Source organism: Pseudomonas sp. TYF_14, assembly GCF_043105275.1.
GTDB lineage: Bacteria > Pseudomonadota > Gammaproteobacteria > Pseudomonadales > Pseudomonadaceae > Aquipseudomonas > Aquipseudomonas alloputida.
This window is the reverse complement of sequence record NZ_JBICLK010000006.1, coordinates 58,995-76,542: the sequence shown is the minus strand read 5'-3', so window position 1 is coordinate 76,542 and position 17,548 is coordinate 58,995. Positions and strand designations below refer to the sequence as shown.

The 17,548-nt window shown below is 62.1% G+C and carries 14 protein-coding genes; 7 read left to right on the top strand and 7 right to left on the bottom strand.

Going from position 1 to position 17,548, the window contains the following annotated elements; all coding sequences use genetic code 11:
• Positions 1–16: 16 nt before the first annotated feature.
• Positions 17–697, top strand: a complete 681-nt coding sequence (locus ACF8O8_RS01720) for a bifunctional 4-hydroxy-2-oxoglutarate aldolase/2-dehydro-3-deoxy-phosphogluconate aldolase (RefSeq protein WP_392509160.1) — start codon at positions 17–19, stop codon at positions 695–697.
• Between the two features lie 250 nt (positions 698–947).
• Here the strand turns inward: ACF8O8_RS01720 and leuA are convergent, their stop codons facing one another.
• The 4 genes from leuA to ACF8O8_RS01700 form a co-directional block, all read right to left on the bottom strand.
• The gene (gene leuA / locus ACF8O8_RS01715) at positions 948–2,621 is read right to left on the bottom strand and encodes a 2-isopropylmalate synthase (protein ID WP_010952204.1); all 1,674 of its coding nucleotides are present in this window, start codon (positions 2,619–2,621) and stop codon (positions 948–950) included.
• 432 nt (positions 2,622–3,053) lie between these two features.
• Positions 3,054–3,881 (bottom strand): peptidoglycan DD-metalloendopeptidase family protein, encoded by an 828-nt coding sequence (locus ACF8O8_RS01710; protein WP_392509159.1) that lies wholly within the window; start codon positions 3,879–3,881, stop codon positions 3,054–3,056.
• 3 nt (positions 3,882–3,884) lie between these two features.
• The gene (gene xseA, locus ACF8O8_RS01705) at positions 3,885–5,264 is read right to left on the bottom strand and encodes an exodeoxyribonuclease VII large subunit (RefSeq protein WP_392509158.1); all 1,380 of its coding nucleotides are present in this window, start codon (positions 5,262–5,264) and stop codon (positions 3,885–3,887) included.
• A gap of 80 nt (positions 5,265–5,344) precedes the next feature.
• On the bottom strand, positions 5,345–6,223 hold the full coding sequence (locus ACF8O8_RS01700; RefSeq protein ID WP_064493198.1) for a LysR family transcriptional regulator: 879 nt from the start codon (positions 6,221–6,223) through the stop codon (positions 5,345–5,347).
• Between the two features lie 97 nt (positions 6,224–6,320).
• On the opposite strand from ACF8O8_RS01700, the gene ACF8O8_RS01695 reads away from it, so the two are divergent.
• The 4 genes from ACF8O8_RS01695 (at position 6,321) to guaA (ending at position 10,893) form a co-directional block, all read left to right on the top strand.
• Positions 6,321–7,076: a sulfite exporter TauE/SafE family protein gene (locus tag ACF8O8_RS01695; protein ID WP_010952208.1), complete on the top strand. Its 756-nt coding sequence runs from the start codon at positions 6,321–6,323 to the stop codon at positions 7,074–7,076.
• A 47-nt stretch (positions 7,077–7,123) separates the two neighbouring features.
• Positions 7,124–7,681, top strand: coding sequence for a hypothetical protein (locus tag ACF8O8_RS01690; protein WP_003255027.1), 558 nt, complete (start codon positions 7,124–7,126; stop codon positions 7,679–7,681).
• An 86-nt stretch (positions 7,682–7,767) separates the two neighbouring features.
• Positions 7,768–9,237 (top strand): IMP dehydrogenase, encoded by a 1,470-nt coding sequence (gene guaB / locus ACF8O8_RS01685; RefSeq protein WP_003255025.1) that lies wholly within the window; start codon positions 7,768–7,770, stop codon positions 9,235–9,237.
• 78 nt (positions 9,238–9,315) lie between these two features.
• Positions 9,316–10,893, top strand: coding sequence for a glutamine-hydrolyzing GMP synthase (guaA, locus tag ACF8O8_RS01680; RefSeq protein ID WP_010952209.1), 1,578 nt, complete (start codon positions 9,316–9,318; stop codon positions 10,891–10,893).
• A 124-nt stretch (positions 10,894–11,017) separates the two neighbouring features.
• Here guaA and tri1 read toward each other — a convergent pair whose 3' ends face one another.
• Both tri1 and ACF8O8_RS01670 read right to left on the bottom strand, forming a co-directional pair.
• Positions 11,018–12,085, bottom strand: coding sequence for an ADP-ribosylarginine hydrolase Tri1 (gene tri1, locus ACF8O8_RS01675; RefSeq protein ID WP_012051362.1), 1,068 nt, complete (start codon positions 12,083–12,085; stop codon positions 11,018–11,020).
• Positions 12,082–13,557, bottom strand: coding sequence for a DUF6861 domain-containing protein (locus ACF8O8_RS01670; protein WP_012051363.1), 1,476 nt, complete (start codon positions 13,555–13,557; stop codon positions 12,082–12,084). Before ACF8O8_RS01670 ends, tri1 begins: the two co-directional genes overlap by 4 nt.
• Before the next feature lie 340 nt (positions 13,558–13,897).
• Between ACF8O8_RS01670 and ACF8O8_RS01665 the strand changes: the two genes are divergently transcribed.
• Both ACF8O8_RS01665 and tadA read left to right on the top strand, forming a co-directional pair.
• On the top strand, positions 13,898–15,277 hold the full coding sequence (locus ACF8O8_RS01665; RefSeq protein WP_392509157.1) for a multicopper oxidase family protein: 1,380 nt from the start codon (positions 13,898–13,900) through the stop codon (positions 15,275–15,277).
• Positions 15,277–15,756 (top strand): tRNA adenosine(34) deaminase TadA, encoded by a 480-nt coding sequence (gene tadA, locus ACF8O8_RS01660; RefSeq protein ID WP_012051365.1) that lies wholly within the window; start codon positions 15,277–15,279, stop codon positions 15,754–15,756. Before ACF8O8_RS01665 ends, tadA begins: the two co-directional genes overlap by 1 nt.
• Positions 15,757–15,849: 93 nt before the next feature.
• Here tadA and mltF read toward each other — a convergent pair whose 3' ends face one another.
• Complete coding sequence (gene mltF / locus ACF8O8_RS01655; RefSeq protein WP_020193355.1) at positions 15,850–17,307, bottom strand: membrane-bound lytic murein transglycosylase MltF; 1,458 nt, start codon at positions 17,305–17,307, stop codon at positions 15,850–15,852.
• Positions 17,308–17,548 lie beyond the last annotated feature (241 nt).

Below are 17,548 nucleotides of genomic sequence, written 5' to 3'. Positions count from 1 at the left end.
CCAAGGATCCACAGTCATGACCACCCTTGAACGCCCACAGCCCAAGCTCTCGATGGCTGATAAAGCCGCGCGGATCGACGCCATTTGCAAAAAGGCGCGCATCCTGCCGGTAATCACCATTGCTCGTGAGGAAGACATCCTGCCGCTGGCTGACGCCCTGGCCGCTGGCGGTATCCGTACCCTGGAAGTGACCCTGCGCTCACAGCATGGCCTCAAGGCCATTCAGGTGCTGCGTGAGCAGCGCCCGGAGCTGTGTGTCGGCGCCGGTACCGTGCTCGACCGCAGCATGTTCGCGGCGGTTGAAGCTGCGGGCGCGCAGTTCGTCGTTACCCCTGGCATTACCCAGGACATTCTCGAGGCTGGCGTGGAAAGTGAAATCCCGCTGTTGCCGGGCATCAGCACGCCGTCCGAAATCATGATGGGCTATGCCCTGGGCTACCGCCGGTTCAAGTTGTTCCCGGCGGAAATCAGCGGCGGCGTAGCGGCGATCAAGGCCTTTGGTGGCCCGTTCGGCGATATTCGTTTTTGTCCTACCGGTGGTGTAAACCCGGCCAACGTGCGCAACTACATGGCACTGCCAAACGTGATGTGCGTGGGGGGAACCTGGATGCTCGACAGCAGCTGGATCAAGAACGGTGACTGGGCGCGGATCGAAGCGTGCAGTGCCGAGGCGATGGCGCTGCTGGACGCTAACTGAAACAGTTGTGTGCTTTACGGCTTGTGGGGCGCTTGGTCGGCGCCCCTTTTTTTGCCTGGGGTATTTGCAGTGGTTGTGCTGGCCCTTTCGCGGGTAGACCCGCTCCTACGCACCGATTTGCGGTGGACACACACCGGGTTTTGGACACAGGCCGTCGTAGGAGCGGGTTTACCCGCGAATGGGCCAGTCCAGGCCCACAAAAAAAGCCCGCATCAAACGATGCGGGCTTTCTCATCCCTCATTCCAGGCTTCAGGCCGCCTTGGCTTCCTGCTGGCTCAGCGAGCGGTTCAGCGCACTGAACAGCGCCTTGAAGCTGGCCGTGGTGATGTTCTCATCGATACCCACGCCATGTACCGGGCGGCCACCGGCCACGCGCAGTTCGATGTAGGCAGCTGCCTTGGCATTGGTGCCAGCGCCAATCGCATGCTCGTTGTAGTCCATGATCTCCACGGCAATCGGCAGGCCGGCCACCAGTGCTTCCAGGGCGCCGTTGCCCTTGCCGCGCCAGTGCAGGGTGGTTTCGCCTTCACCGGCAACTTCCACTTCCACGGCGCTGTGGCCGTTTTCTTCCTGCAGGCGATGGCTGACCAGTGCATATGGCGCGTTGGCCTGGAGGTATTCCTTGTGCAGCAGGCTGTAGATCTGCTGGGCGGTCATTTCCAGGCCCAGGCGGTCAGTCTCACCCTGCACCACCTGGCTGAATTCGATCTGCATGCGACGCGGCAGGCTGATGCCATATTCCTGCTCGAGCAGGTAGGTGATACCGCCTTTGCCCGACTGGCTGTTGACGCGGATTACCGCTTCGTAGCTGCGGCCGATGTCGGCCGGGTCGATCGGCAGGTAAGGCACCTCCCACAGTTCCCCATCCTGCTGCTTGGCGAAGCCCTTGCGGATGGCGTCCTGGTGCGAGCCGGAGAACGCGGTATGGACCAGATCGCCCACATAGGGGTGACGAGGATGTACCGGCAACTGGTTGCATTCTTCGACCACCTTGCGCACGCCGTCGATGTCGGAGAAGTCCAGCAACGGGTCGATGCCCTGGGTGTAGAGGTTCAGTGCCAAGGTCACCAGGTCGACGTTACCGGTACGCTCGCCGTTGCCGAACAGGCAGCCTTCGGCACGGTCGGCGCCGGCCATGAGGCCCAGTTCGGTGGCAGCGATGCCGGTGCCGCGGTCGTTGTGGCAGTGCAGGCTGATGATCACGCTGTCGCGGCGGCTGACGTTGCGGCAGAACCACTCGATCTGGTCGGCGTAGATATTTGGCGTGGACACTTCCACGGTGGCCGGCAGGTTGAGGATGATCTTGTGTTCAGGGGTAGGGTTCCACACCTCGATGACCGCGTCGCAGACCTCCTTGGCGAACTCCATTTCAGTGGCGCTGAAGGTTTCTGGCGAGTACTGGAAGGTCCACTGGGTTTCCGGCTGCTGGGCGGCGTACTTGACGAACAGCTTGGCCGCGTTCACCGCGATGTCCTTCACGCCTTGCTTGTCCTGATTGAAGACGATGCGGCGGAACGACGGGCTGGTGGCGTTGTACAGGTGGACGATGGCCTTCTTCGCACCGCGCAGTGATTCGAAGGTACGGGCAATCAGGTCTTCACGTGCCTGGGTGAGCACCTGGATGGTGGTGTCATCCGGGATGTGGCCGTCCTCGATCAGGGTGCGCACGAAGTCGAAATCGGTTTGCGAGGCAGACGGGAACGAGGCTTCGATCTCCTTCACGCCAACCTGCACCAAGGTCTTCCAGAAGCGCAGTTTCTTCTCCGAGTCCATCGGCTCTATCAGCGACTGGTTGCCGTCACGCAGGTCGGAACTGCACCAGATAGGTGCCTGGGTGATGGTCTTCGACGGCCAGGTACGGTCAGGCAGGTCGATGGTCGGGAAAGCGCGGTATTTCTTCGAAGGGTCTTTGAGCATGGTCATGGAAGCAATCCTTTTGTGTGCGGCCGAGATCGGACCTGCCGAGCGATAACGATATGAAGAGGCGAGGCGACGCGATTCAGCCTGGTAGTCGGGCGCTGACCAGGCAGAGGCTGCGATGTTGTCGGAGCAGGATGAGGGTGCTGAAGGTTTTCATGCCTTCAAACTTAACCAGTGGGGTGGGGGATGGCAAGCGTTCGGGAAAAATTGAGAGGAATGCTTAAAAAAAGCCATTAGGCGAGATTTTATGGCTTGGATCTGCTGGGCGCTTATTGATGTTTGCGCAGTATTTTTCGATGGCGCAACACAGTTGAACTGCTGTCGACTGTGCTGGCCTCTTCGCGGGCATGCCCGCTCCCACAAGTATTGTGCTGTGTCTGAAGGCTTCGCTGTACCTGTGGGAGCGGGCGTGCCCGCAAAGCAGGCGCCGCAGTTTCAGGGCTGGAACGCGCCAATGAAAATCGCCGGGTCCACCCGCGCATCGTTCAGGCTGACGTTCCAGTGCATGTGCGGCCCGGTTGCCCGCCCGGTCGAGCCCACGCGCCCGACCACCTCGCCACGACGCAGTTGCTGGCCGACCTGCACATCGATTTTCGACATGTGGCAGAACATGCTGATAAAGCCCTGCCCATGGTCGACGAACACCGTGCGGCCGTTGAAGAAATAATCCCCCACCAGAATCACTTTACCATTGGCGGGTGTCTTGATCGGCGTGCCTGCCGGCACCGCAAAATCCAGCCCCGCATGCGGGTTGCGTTCTTCGCCGTTGAAGAAGCGGCGCACGCCGAACTTGCTCGACAGCGGGCCGTTGACCGGCTTGTCGAGAACCAGGTTGCTCGGCAGGTTCGGGCTGAAGCTGCGGTAGGCCTTGATCTGCTCGGCCAGCTCGCGCTCGATGCGTTTGAGGTCGGCCGAGTTCGGGTTGACCTGGCGCGTGTTCTTCAGGGTGATGCGCTGCTCAGGGTACTTCTTGCTGCGTACGCTGAAAGGCAGGGTGCGCCCGCCCTGGTTCAGCACTGCGGTGCCGGGCTTCTGGGTCAGCGGGATGCCGACGATGGCCAGCCAGTTGTCCTGCTCCTTCACCACCAGCACCGGCTTGCCGTCGAAACGGGCGCTGGGTGCATTGGCGGCGGGGCCCAGGTCGACGACTGCCACACCGCCGGGTACCGGTTTGTTCAGTGTGCGGGTGATGTAGCTGGCCTGGGCGCCGCCGGCCAGCAGCAGCAGGGAAAGGGCAAGCAGGGGCGCGAGCATGCGGGGCATGTGTCAGTCCAGTAGTGAGAGGGTGACCGGGGTCAGGTGGTTGTCTTCGACCCGCACCAGCAGCTCGCCTTCGTTAAGGCGGGCGGTCAGGCGTTGGCCATTGCGGGTCTGTTCGGCGCTGCGAATGGCCTGGCCTTGCTCATCCAGCAAAATGCTGTATCCGCGGGCCAGAGTGGCCAGCGGACTGACCACCTGCAGTGTCTGCAACTGGGCCTGGAACCGCTGGCGACGGTCCTTGAGCACCTCGCGCATGGCCCGTGGCAGGCGCTCGGCCAGGCTGTCCAGGCGCTGGTTCAGCAGTTTCAGGTTACGCCCCGGATGCTGCGCGGCCAGACGGGCGTCCAGGCGCGCCAGGCGTTCGCGGCGCTGGTTGAGGTTGAGCATGAACGCGCGACGCAGGCGCATGTCCAGGTCGTCCAGGCGTTGAGCCTGCTGGCGCAAACGCTCGCCTGGGTGGCGCAGGCGCCGGGTGAGTGACTCCAGGCGCAGGCGGTCGTGGGTCAGGCGGTTCTGCATGCGCAGCAGCAGGCGCCGTTGCAGGCCATCTAGGCGTTGCCGAAGGCCGCTGTTGTCAGGGGCCAGCAGCTCGGCGGCCGCAGACGGGGTGGGCGCGCGCACGTCAGCCACGAAGTCGCTGATCGACACGTCGGTTTCATGGCCCACGGCGCTGACAATTGGCGTGACGCAGGCGGCCACGGCACGCGCCACGGCTTCCTCGTTGAAACACCACAGGTCTTCCAGCGAACCCCCACCCCGCGCCAGGATCAGCGCATCGAAGCCGAGGCTGTCGGCCTGGCGGATGGCGCGTACGATCTGCGCGATGGCTTCGCGGCCCTGTACCGCCGTAGGGATCAGGTTCAGTTCCACCTGCGGGGCACGGCGGCCGAACACGCTGATGATGTCGCGGATCACCGCGCCAGTGGGCGAGGTGATGATGCCGATGCGCTGCGGGTGAGCCGGCAGTGGCTTCTTTCGTTCGGCGCTGAACAGCCCCTCGGCCCCGAGCTTTTCCTTCAGGGCCTCGAAAGCCAGGCGCAGCGCGCCATCACCGGCTGGCTCGACGGTGTCGAGAATCAGCTGGTAGTCGCCACGCCCCTCGAACAGCGAAACCTTGCCACGCACCCGCACCGCCAGGCCGTCGCGCAGCGCCTGGCGTACCCGCGTGGCGTTCTGCCGGAACAACGCACAACGCACCTGGGCGCCGCTGTCCTTGAGGGTGAAGTACATGTGGCCGGACGCCGGGCGGGCGAGGTTGGAGATTTCGCCTTCCACCCACACGCTGCGGAAAACGTCTTCCAGCAGCACGCGGGCGCGGCCGTTGAGTTGGCTGACGGTAAGGACCTCGCGGTCCAGCCCGAGTCGTTCGAAAGGGTCTTTGATCATGGCTGGCATCATAAATGACATCGGCCCCGGTTGTCTGTCCCGGGCCCTGTTGGAGCGGGTGCACCGGCGAAGAACAAGGTTCAGGCCTGCAGGGCCGTTACGAACTGCCGGGCTATCTGCCCCGCATCGCGGCGACAGGCCAGCGCCACTGTGCTCTGGCAATCTCCTTCCAGTGCCACGAAGCTGACCGAAGCGGGTGCGATCTGCCTCATGCACTCTGGCAACAACGCAACCCCAAACCCCGCCTGTATCAGCTGCAACTGCGTAGTCTTGCGCGACAGTACCTGCGCCGCCTGCGGGAAGAACCCTGCCCCCATGCACAACGAGGCAGACAGGTAGCTCAAACCACCACGATCCCGGTGCGGGATGGAAATGAAGCGCTCTTCCTTCAATTGCTCCAGTTGCACGTGCTGAGTACCCGCCAAGGGGTGTCCAGCGGCGACCGCCAGCAACAAGGGTTCGTCGAACAACTCGTGCAGCACCACGCCTTCATGCTGGCGCAGCACCGGCAAGCGCAACAGGCCGATATCCAGCCGTCCGGCAGCAATGTCTTCCAGCTGTGCCTCCGATGACTGCTGCGCAATCTCCAGCGAAACCCCTGGGTTGTGCTTCAGGTAGTTCCCCAGGCGAGCCAGAAGCCCGCCGGTCAGTGGCACGGTGCTGGAATGGTTCAGGCGCAAGCTGCCTTGCAACCCTTGGCCAATGTCACGGGTAACCCGCTCGGCCTGTGCCAGGTCGGCCAGCAAGCGTCGCGCCCGTTCAAGAAAGGCCTGACCCGCCAGCGTCAGGCGAGGCAGGCGCGCCGTGCGTTCGAACAGCGGCGTGCCGAGTTGTTGCTCCAGCTCCTTGATCTGCCGGCTAAGGGCCGACTGGGCGACGTACAGGCGCTCGGCTGCACTGCTGAAACTGCCGCACTCGGCGATCTCCACGAAGTAACGCAACTGTCGGATTGACGTCATGTCATGCCTTTTCGAGATGGCTTTTGGGATAAAGGCATATTAGTCGGCATGGCTCATGGCTGGCTAACCTTTGCCTGTCTTCCCAGGAACTGCTGCCATGCTTGCCCAACTGTCGTTTTCCGGCCTTGACTGGCTGCCGATCCTGTTCGCCATTGCCGCGGCCTACATCGTCTTCGGCATCGCCGGTTTTGGTACTGCACTGGTGGCGGGGCCGGTGCTGATTCACTTCATGCCGTTGTCACGCATCATCCCGTTGCTGGTGCTGCTGGATTTCGTGGCCGCGTTCGGCAACCTGCTGCCGTCGCGCCGGGATGTGGTCCGCAGTGAATTGCTGCGGCTGCTGCCCTTCATGGCCTTGGGTTGTACGTTGGGCGTGGTGTTCCTGCTGCAACTGAAGTCCGACCTGTTGCTGCTGTTGATGGGGGTATTCGTGACTGCCTATGCACTTTACGGGCTGGCAGTGAAAGTGAGGCCAGCGAGCCTGTCCGGCTTCTGGGCGGTGCCGATGGGCACGGCAGGCGGTTTGTTCGGGGCTTTGTTCGGCAGCGGCGGGTTTCTTTATGCCCTTTACCTGAGCGCACGGCTGGAGGTGAAGGAACAGGTACGCGCCACCCAGAGCGCGCTGATCAGCTGCAGTACGATAGTGCGTCTGTCGCTGTTCCTGATTGCCGGTGTCTATGCCGACCAACGCCTGCTGCTGCTCGCCGCCTGCCTGCTGCCTGTCATGTTCATTGGTCTGTGGGTAGGGCGTCGGTTGACCAACCGGTTGTCCCGCGAAGCGTTCGTACGGCTGGTGACCTGGCTGGTGCTGGCCAGTGGGCTGGCGTTGATTGGTCGCTACCTGAGCGCCTGAGCGGTAGAATTGCGTCATTACCGGCGTTTCTCAGGCTTGTCCCGTTCATGAACACCCAGAGCATCATCGTTCCAAAGCTGTCTACCGTCCCGGTGCATGAAGCCCGTGCCCGCGCCATCCTGCGCTGGCTGGTGCGCGAAAAGGTCGTCGAGGAGCAGCTGACCACCTGTGGCCGCACCGGTAACCGCATGGGCCATGCCCTGGCGGCAGGGGCGCGCAAAGTGGCCCTGCACCCGGAAAAACTGCCCTTCGGCGAACCGGTCAACGGCCTGGAAGTGATGCTCAAACGCTGCATCTATACCCCCACCGAAGGCTTCCTTGAAGAAGCCGGTTGCCCGGAGTGCCGGCGCGAGGTAGGTGAGCCGTTGTTCGAAAGCCTGGAAGAGTGGATGCCGGCAGTGAGCGACAACTTTACCTGCCCACTGTGCGGCTTCGAAGATGACATCAATGGCTTCATTTACCTGCAGCCATGTGCCTTTTCCAACCTGGGGTTCATCTTCAACAACTGGGGCGAGGCCGGGTTCACCCAGGCCTTTCTCGACAGCTTCGCCGACTGGCTCGACCAGCCGGTGGCCGTGGTGCAGGTAAAACTGCCACAAGCCTGACCGAAGGCCCTTATTTTGCATTGAGCGGCGCGCCATGCATGAGTATAATGGCGCGCTTCCATTTTTCCCGCCCGGGAGCCCCCGCGATGCTGCGTATCAGCCAAGAAGCCCTGACCTTCGACGATATCCTCCTTGTACCTGGCTATTCCGAGGTACTGCCCAATGAAGTCAGTCTCAAGACCCGTTTGACCCGTGGCATCGAGCTGAACATTCCGCTGGTTTCCGCTGCCATGGATACCGTGACCGAAGCGCGTCTGGCCATTGCCATGGCTCAGGAAGGCGGTATCGGCATCATCCACAAGAACATGACCATCGAACAACAGGCCGGCGAAGTGCGCAAGGTCAAGAAGTTCGAGGCTGGCGTGGTCAAGGACCCGATCACCATCGACGCCGATGCCACTGTGCGCGACCTGTTCGAGCTGACCCGCCTGAACAACATCTCCGGCGTGCCGGTACTGGCGAACGGCGACCTGGTCGGCATCGTCACCTCCCGTGACGTGCGCTTCGAAAATCGCCTGGACGCCAAGGTACGCGACGTGATGACGCCGAAAGAGCGCCTGGTCACCGTCCGCGAAGGCGCCGACAAGAACGAAGTTCGCGAGCTGCTGCACAAGCATCGCCTGGAAAAAGTCCTGATCGTTGACGACAAGTTCAACCTCAAGGGGATGATGACCGTCAAGGACATCGAAAAGGCCAAGGCTTACCCGCTGGCCAGCAAGGACGACCAGGGTCGCCTGCGCGTCGGCGCCGCCGTCGGCACCGGCAAGGACACCGGCGAGCGCGTTGCTGCCCTGGTGGCGGCTGGCGTTGATGTCGTCGTCGTCGACACTGCCCACGGCCACTCCAAAGGTGTGATCGACCGCGTACGCTGGGTGAAGGAAACCTACCCGCAAGTGCAGGTGATCGGCGGCAACATCGCCACCGGCGCTGCCGCCAAGGCCCTGGCCGAAGCGGGTGCCGACGCGGTCAAGGTCGGTATCGGCCCTGGCTCTATCTGCACCACCCGTATCGTTGCCGGTGTCGGCGTGCCGCAAATCAGCGCCATCGCCAACGTCGCAGCAGCACTGGAAGGCACTGGTGTGCCACTGATCGCTGACGGCGGTATCCGCTTCTCCGGTGACCTGTCCAAGGCCATCGTTGCCGGTGCTTCCTGCGTGATGATGGGTTCGATGTTCGCCGGTACCGAAGAGGCCCCGGGTGAAGTCGAGCTGTTCCAGGGCCGTTCCTACAAGGCCTACCGCGGCATGGGCTCGCTGGGCGCCATGGCGCAGGCGCAGGGTTCGTCCGACCGTTACTTCCAGGACTCCTCGGCCGGCGCCGAGAAGCTGGTACCGGAAGGCATCGAAGGCCGCGTTCCTTACAAAGGCGCCCTGGCCGCGATCATCCACCAGCTGATGGGCGGCCTGCGTTCGTCCATGGGCTACACCGGCAGCGCAACCATCGAAGAAATGCGCACCAAGCCGGAGTTCGTGCGCATCACCGGTGCCGGCATGGCCGAGTCCCACGTGCACGACGTGCAAATCACCAAAGAAGCCCCTAACTACCGCGTAGGCTGAGGCTTCCAGCTACAACATAAAGCGGGGCTGTCATGACAGCCCCGCGTCGTTTCCGATTTCCACTGACGAGATTGAGTCATGGCCCTCGACATTCACGCTCACCGCATCCTGATCCTCGATTTCGGTTCCCAGTACACCCAGCTGATCGCCCGCCGCGTGCGCGAAATCGGCGTGTACTGCGAACTGCACCCGTTCGACATGGACGATGAAGCGATCCGCGAATTCAACCCGCGCGGCATCATCCTCGCCGGCGGCCCCGAGTCGGTCCACGAAGCCAACAGCCCGCGCGCTCCGCAGGCCGTGTTTGACCTGAATGTGCCTGTGCTGGGTATCTGCTACGGCATGCAGACCATGGCCGAGCAGATGGGCGGCAAGGTAGAAGGTTCCGACCTGCGTGAGTTCGGCTATGCCCGTGTGGACGTTGTCGGCAAGAGCCGCCTGCTCGACGGCATCGAAGACCACGTTGATGACGACGGCGTGCTGGGCCTGGACGTGTGGATGAGCCACGGTGACAAGGTCACCCAGATGCCTGGCAACTTCAACATTCTGGCCAGCACCCCAAGCTGCCCGATCGCCGGCATGTACGACGACGTCCGCGGCTACTACGGCGTGCAGTTCCACCCCGAAGTGACCCACACCAAGCAAGGTGGTCGTATCCTGTCCCGCTTCGTGCAGGACATCTGCGGCTGTGAAGCCCTGTGGACGGCGTCCAACATCGTCGAAGACGCCATCGCCCAGGTGCGTGCGCAAGTCGGTTCGGCCAACGTTCTGCTGGGCCTGTCCGGCGGCGTTGACAGCTCGGTGGTTGCCGCGCTGCTGCACCGCGCCATCGGCGACCAGCTGACCTGCGTATTCGTCGACAACGGCCTGCTGCGCCTGCACGAAGGCGACCAGGTGATGGCCATGTTCAAAGAGAACATGGGCGTCAAGGTGATCCGCGCCGACGCTGAAAAGCAGTTCCTCGACAACCTGGAAGGCGAAGCGGACCCTGAGAAGAAGCGCAAGATCATCGGCCGCACCTTCATCGACGTGTTCGATGCCGAAGCCAGCAAGCTGGAGAACATCCAGTTCCTCGCCCAGGGCACCATCTACCCGGACGTGATCGAGTCGGCTGGCGCCAAGAGCGGCAAGGCCCACGTGATCAAGTCGCACCACAACGTAGGTGGCCTGCCGGAGGAGATGAACCTCAAGCTGGTCGAGCCGCTGCGTGAACTGTTCAAGGACGAAGTGCGCAAGATCGGCCTGGAGCTGGGCCTGCCGTACGACATGGTCTACCGCCACCCGTTCCCGGGCCCGGGCCTGGGCGTGCGTATCCTCGGCGAAGTGAAGAAGGAATACGCCGACATCCTGCGTCGCGCCGACCACATCTTCATTGAAGAGCTGCGCAAGGCCGACTGGTACCACAAGACCAGCCAGGCGTTCGTGGTGTTCCAGCCGGTCAAGTCGGTCGGCGTCGTCGGCGACGGCCGTCGCTACGCCTGGGTCGTGGCCCTGCGTGCCGTCGAGACCGTGGACTTCATGACCGCGCGTTGGGCACACCTGCCGTACGAGCTGCTGGAAACTGTCAGCGGTCGTATCATCAACGAAATCGACGGTATCTCGCGCGTTACCTACGATGTGTCGAGCAAGCCGCCGGCGACCATCGAGTGGGAATAAGCCGGCACATGGCAGTAGCCAGTGTCAGATGACCTGTAACACACAAAGGCCCGCGTAATCGCGGGCCTTTGTCATTCTGAGGTCTATCGGCTCCTCACGTTCATCTGCCCCGCTGCGTGCAATATCACAGCGAGTAGAACGGGTCGCTTTCAGGCGCCTGGTCGTGCAGCGCTTGGGCGAGGTCCTGTATGTGTTCTGACCACGCCACTGTCTTTACCCATTGCACGGGCATACCGGATACCCCGTACAACGCCCCGGCTAGTTGCCCCGCCACGGCTGCCACACTGTCGGCATCGTCTGCCAGGTTTGCGGCCAGAAGCACTGCGTCCCTGAAGTTGTCGGTATTCCACACCGCCCACAGTGCAGCTTCCAAGGTGTCGATGACATACCCTGAAGAGCGGATCTGATCGCGGCTTTTTTCCTTGTATTCGCCAGCGTTGATGATGGTGGCGCGGGCTTGCAGCGGGCGGACCATAGGGCGGCACATTTCATCCTTGTCCGCGCCGTTCAGGGCGAGGTGCAGCTGCGCACCCAGCAGTTCGCAACAACTTAGTGCTTCGGGCGCCCGGTGGGTGGTCCGACTCTGACTTTGAGCTTCGCGCCAGGTGGACGGTAGCATGTGGCGCCTGAAAATGGCGGTCGGGGCGAGTCGGATGATCGAGCCATTACCGGCCGTGTTCGGGTCTGTGTTGCCTGACCAGTCCAAGCCTTGCCGTAGCCATCCTTCCAAGGCAAGGCGGGTTGCATTGCCAATGTCGAAGCAGACACCGTTAGCGCTGTTTTCCCCTTGCTTGTACCACCTGCACAGACGCTCAAGATAATCGGCATGGTCAAATCGCATGCACGCCAGGTACGAGTCCGCCAGGCAAAGCGCCATGCTCGTATCATCGGTCCACTCACCTGGCTTGAGCCTGAACGGCCCGCCGCCGACCATGTCATCGACATGCTTGGCATCACGGGGCAAGAACTCCAGCGTGGTGCCTACGGCATCGCCAATGGCCAACCCCAGCAATGCCCCCTTGGCTCTGTCGAGCGATTGATCGGGGGTGAGTGTGCAGGCGCGCGAATTTTGCCATTGCGGGTGTACGTAGCCACGGCTTGCGGATTCGCGTGGGGTGGGCGCTGGCAGCAAGTGGTTGTACCGGTAGGCATATTCGGTAACGGCGAGGGTGGAGCTGTGCAGGTCGATCATAGTACTTCTTCTAATAAGAGACGAGTCGTGGGGCCTTGTTCAATCCGATTCAGTACTCTGAAAGAGGTACCTGGCGGGTACAGTACCTCCGCTTCGGGAATTTGCGTGAGGAAACTGATGTCCTTGCCGGATACGCCGCGTACGACCATCTGGGTATTGCCCGAAAACGGTGTTGTAGCGGATGAGCTGAAGAATGCCATGTCGGTCTCTACTGCACCCATTTGCATCCGATTGAGCACATGCTGCGGAAGATCCGTTCCACGATAGGTTTCAGCGCCTAAGTAGCGAGGCAAGCGTGCCAGCCCTTCGGTTGCATGCTCGGCAAAGGCCTTGATACCAGGCGTAGCAGTGCCTTCGCGCAATGCTTGGTTATACGCCTTGTACACATCGTTGGTAGAGTAGCCGTAAAGTGCGCCTATTTGATCGTCGCTGAGCAGTCTCGAAAGCTCCGGGGCCCGTATGTCTGCCCGAGCGCGGCCTTCGGCAATCCATCGCTCTGCCATGTCCTTGCCCACTGCATCGCGCAGGCTCATGAGCTTCTTCGGCGCCGCTGCAACGGTTTTTTCCGTGGCTTGCGTCGCTGGGGGCAGCTCTGGCTCCGCTTTCTTAAGCGGCGTTGCGGTTTTCATCTGCAGCTCAGGTTCGATCAGCAGCCTGTTCTGGTTTTTTGCCAGCCAGTTGGCCAACTGCTTGTTGGAAATCTCGGCCTGAAGCTTGGCGCTGCGGCTGGCGATGCTTTCCATGCTGCTCATCACGCCGGCTTTCATCTGCCCGCGGGTCAGGTAGGTCACGATCGCCATCAGCAAAAGCATCACGAGTTGCTCTTGTCCGCGTGCCAGTTGCCTTGCAGCTTGTTCGGTACGTTCTTGAACCAGCGCGGCCGAGCCGCCCGAAGGATCGAGACCCGAGGGTTTCAGGCCGTCTTCGGCAGTCCACGCGGTTGCAAGCCCCTCTTGCATCGAGGCCAGGCAGGCGGGAAGCCCTTGATAGAAATACTCCGCGATGGCGGCCAGGCCCAATGCCATCAGGATCAGGTTACCGACCTGCAGGCCGATACCGCTGCCTGCGACCACCCCAGGTGCCGCGCCCACGCCAAAGGCAAGAGAACCTACCGCGCCGCCTATAGCGCCGCCTAGCGCGACGCTGCCGCCGAGAATCATCACCACTTCCTGCACGAGCTTGAGCAGCACGGGCAAAATCTGGTCGATGTTGATGGATGCCCATTTGCGGGACAGATTTGACTGCATCATGGGATAAGACAGCGCCATCGCCTGCCGGACGTTGTCGATCCGGTGCCCGCCTACAGCGCCATAGGCCTGGCTGGCGCCATCGCTTACACGGCGGGTGAAGCCGTCCCAGCTGTCATGGGCACTGCGCAACCCGCTGCTGACGCTCTGATTCAGGGCGCTGAACTTCTGGTCCAGGTTGCGTTCGATGTCGTCCCAGCTAGGGACGTAAGCTGATAAGTCCATTTACCATTGCATTCCTTTAGAGAAGGCCCGGTGAGTGTGCTGGCTGAAGGCGATTCATTCCCATGCACCGCCCTGGCAGTCAAGCCAACTGCCAAATAAGCTGATGGTTGCCTTGCGAGGCATTTTCTCATCTGAGGTGCCTCTGGCAATGGTGTCAATTTGATGTTGGCGCTGTCGATTGGTTCCGCTACGCCTGCCGTCCAGCCAATGCCGTGGCTAAAGCGGACGATGCTTGGATACTTCACTTAATATTTCCCATTTGCAGGTGTATCGTATTCGCCCCTCATCGTCAGCGCCTTGCTGGCAGACTGATTGCGCAGAACACGAGGTACCCGCACCGATGTCCTTCACCCGTCGACAAATGCTCAAGGGCCTGACCGGCCTGGTTGTGGTTGGCCTGGGCGCCGGTGGCGCGGCGCGTTACTGGCTGGGCAAGGTCGAAGACGACAGCGCAGGCCACGATTATGAGCTGATCGCAGCACCCCTGGACGTCGAGCTGGTGCCGGGCTTCAAGACCGAGGCCTGGGCCTTCGGCCCATCGGCCCCGGGCACCGAGCTGCGCGTGCGCCAGGGCACTTGGCTGCGGGTACGCTTTATCAACCATCTGCCGGTCGAAACCACTATCCATTGGCACGGCATTCGCCTGCCGCTGGAAATGGACGGCGTACCCTATGTGTCGCAGTTGCCGGTCAAGCCGGGTGAGTACTTCGATTACAAATTCCGCGTGCCGGACGCCGGCAGTTACTGGTACCACCCGCACGTCAGCAGCTCTGAGGAGCTAGGCCGCGGTCTGGTCGGGCCGCTGATCGTCGAGGAACGTGAACCCACCGGGTTCCAGCATGAGCGTACGCTGAGCCTGAAGAACTGGCATGTGGACGAGCAGGGCGCATGGCTGCCTTTCAGCATTCCGCGCGAGGCTGCGCGCAACGGCACTGCCGGGCGGTTGATCACCATCAACGGCCAGGCCGACTCGATCACCGAGCTGCCGGCCGGCCAGGTGGTGCGGGTGCGCGTGCTGAACCTGGACAATACCTGGACCTACCGCCTCAACCTCAAGGGCAACTGCGAGGCGAGAATCTATGCCCTCGACGGCAACCCGGTGACCCCGCGTGCGCTGGACGAATACTGGCTAGGCCCTGGCATGCGTATCTGCCTGGCCATCCGCATTCCTGAGGCGGGTGAGGAAATTTCCCTGCGCGACGGTTTCGTGCGCCTGGGCACCCTGCGTTCGGTGGCCAGCAACGACGCGCCGAGTGACTGGCCGCCCGCGCTGCCGCCCAATCCGATCGCCGAGCCGGACCTGGAGAATGCCGAAAAGCTGAACTTCAATTTCGAGTGGGCGGCCGGCGTCTCTGTCACCGCTGATCCGGCCAAACCGTCGAGCATGTGGCAGATCAACGGCCAGGCCTGGGATATTACCGACAAGACCTGCGCCGACCGCCCCATCGCCACGTTGCAGAAGGGCAAGAGCTACATCTTCGAGCTTAAGAACATGACCCAGTACCAGCACCCGATCCACTTGCATGGCATGAGCTTCAAGGTGATCGCCTCCAACCGTCACGACATCAAGGAACCGTGGTTCACCGACACCTACTTGCTGGGCAAGAACGAGCGCGCCCAGGTAGCACTGGTGGCGGATAACCCTGGAACCTGGATGTTTCACTGCCACGTCATCGACCACATGGAAACCGGCCTGATGGCCGCGATTGCGGTGGTCTGATGCGCCCGCAGATCATCGATCGCAGTCGCGATCAGGAATTCATGCGCCTGGCGCTGGCCTTGGCCGCCGAAGGCGCGGCGTTGGGCGAGGTGCCAGTGGGGGCGGTGCTGGTGCAGCATGGGCAGGTGATCGGCCAGGGTTTCAACCGGCCGATCATCGACAGCGACCCCAGCGCGCATGCCGAGATGGTGGCGATCAGGGCGGCAGCCAGGTCGGCCAGCAACTACCGGCTACCCGGCAGCACCCTGTATGTGACCCTGGAACCGTGCAGCATGTGTGCGGGGCTGATCGTGCATTCGCGGGTGATGCGCGTGGTGTTTGGCGCGTTGGAACCCAAGGCTGGGATCGTGCAGAGCCAGGGGCAGTTCTTTGGCCAAGGCTTTCTCAACCACCGGGTGATGGTGGAGGGCGGGGTGCTGGCGCAAGAGTGCGGGCAGATCCTCAGCGACTTCTTCAAGGCCCGCCGGGCTAAGGCTTGAGCTGCACCGGCCTCTTCGCGGGCAAGCCCGCTCCTACAGGTTCTGCGCAAATCTTGTAGGCGCGGGTTTGCCCGCGAAGAGGTCCTGACAGGCTTACATCGGCGACGACTTATCCGCTGGCTTGTCCTTGTTGACCCCGGGCACATGCAGGTTGCCCTCGGCCACCTGGCCTTCGAGCTGCGGCTGGGTCACCCAGGTGAGGATGTCGTAGTAACGGCGGATGTTGGCCACGAAATGCACCGGTTCGCCCCCACGGGCATAGCCGTACTTGGTCTGCCGGTACCACTGCTTCTGAGCCAGCCGCGGCAGCATCTTCTTCACGTCCAGCCACTTGTTCGGGTTCAGCTTCTCGCGCTTGGCCAGGGTGCGGGCATCTTCAAGGTGGCCGCCACCGACATTGTAGGCGGCAAGGGCGAACCAGGTGCGGTCCGGCTCCTTGATGCTGTCGTCAAGCTCTTCCTTGATCTTCATGAAGTACTTGGCGCCGCCCTGGATGCTCTGCCTCGGGTCCAGGCGGTTGGACACACCCATGGCCTGGGCGGTGCGCTGGGTCAGCATCATCAGGCCGCGCACGCCGGTCTTGGAGGTGACTTCCGGCTGCCACATCGATTCCTGGTAGCCAATGGCTGCCAGCAGGCGCCAGTCGACCTGCTCGACCTTGGCGTAGCTCTTGAAGTGCTTCTCGTACTTGGGCAGGCGCTGTTGCAGATGCTGGGCGAAGGTGTAGGCGCCGACATAGCCAAGTACGTCGACATGACCGTAGTAGCGGTCCTTCAATCGCTGAAGGGTGCCGTTTTTCTGTGCCTTGTCGAGATACTCGTTGATTTCGTTGAGCAGGCTGTTGTCTTCGCCTGCGGCCACTGCCCAGCGCTGGTCACGGGTTTCGCCCAGATCGAAGGCGACCCGCACGTTGGGGAAATACACCTGGTTCATCGCCAGTTCGTTGGAGTCCACCAGGGTCAAGTCGATCTGACCTTCGTCCACCATGCGCAGCAGGTCGACCACTTCGACGGCGTCGGATTCCTCGTATTGCAAGGCCGGGTACTGCTTTTTCAGCTCGGCCAGCTGGTCAGCATGGCTGCTGCCCTTGAGCACCATGATCTTCTTGCCGACCAAACCCTTGGCGCCGGTGGGGCGCGGGCGGCCGTTGCGGTAGATGACCTGCGGGGTCACCTCCAGATAGGGATGGGAGTATCTCACCTGGGTTTTGCGCCGCTCACTGCTGACCAGGCCGGCGGCAGCCAGTACCGGGCCGGAGGGCTTGCCGAGGGCGTCGTACAGCTCGTCCAGGTTGTCGGCGGTCTCGATCTGCAGCTTTACGCCGAGATCGTCGGCGAAATGCTGGACCAGTTCGTACTCAAAGCCGGTTTCGCCGTTACGGTCCTGGAAGTAGGTTGCCGGGCTGTTGCGTGTGATCACGCGCAGCACGCCATCCTCCTTCACGCGCTCGAGGGTGCTGGGTTTTTCAACGCAGGCACCTAGCAGCAGAAAGAGTCCGGTTGCGAGAAGCCATTTGGCGCAACGCTGGCGCAAAGCAGTGTGGGCGAACATAGGTTGCAGTATACGCAAAGGACTGGCCCAACCATATCTCGACAACGGTTAGCTTGTCTGGTAGCGGGTTGTGTGGTTGGGGGAGGGGGGATTGCATGAGGGCTATCAGGTGCCCGGTTTGAGACATTTAGCGCTCGATCTCGTCTCAAGACGGACACCTCTGAAAACTGACCCCGAAGTCCGGTTCCGCCGCCCGGCAGGCGTGGCTTAGAGCAGGTGCCGAAAGCCATCGAATTAGGCT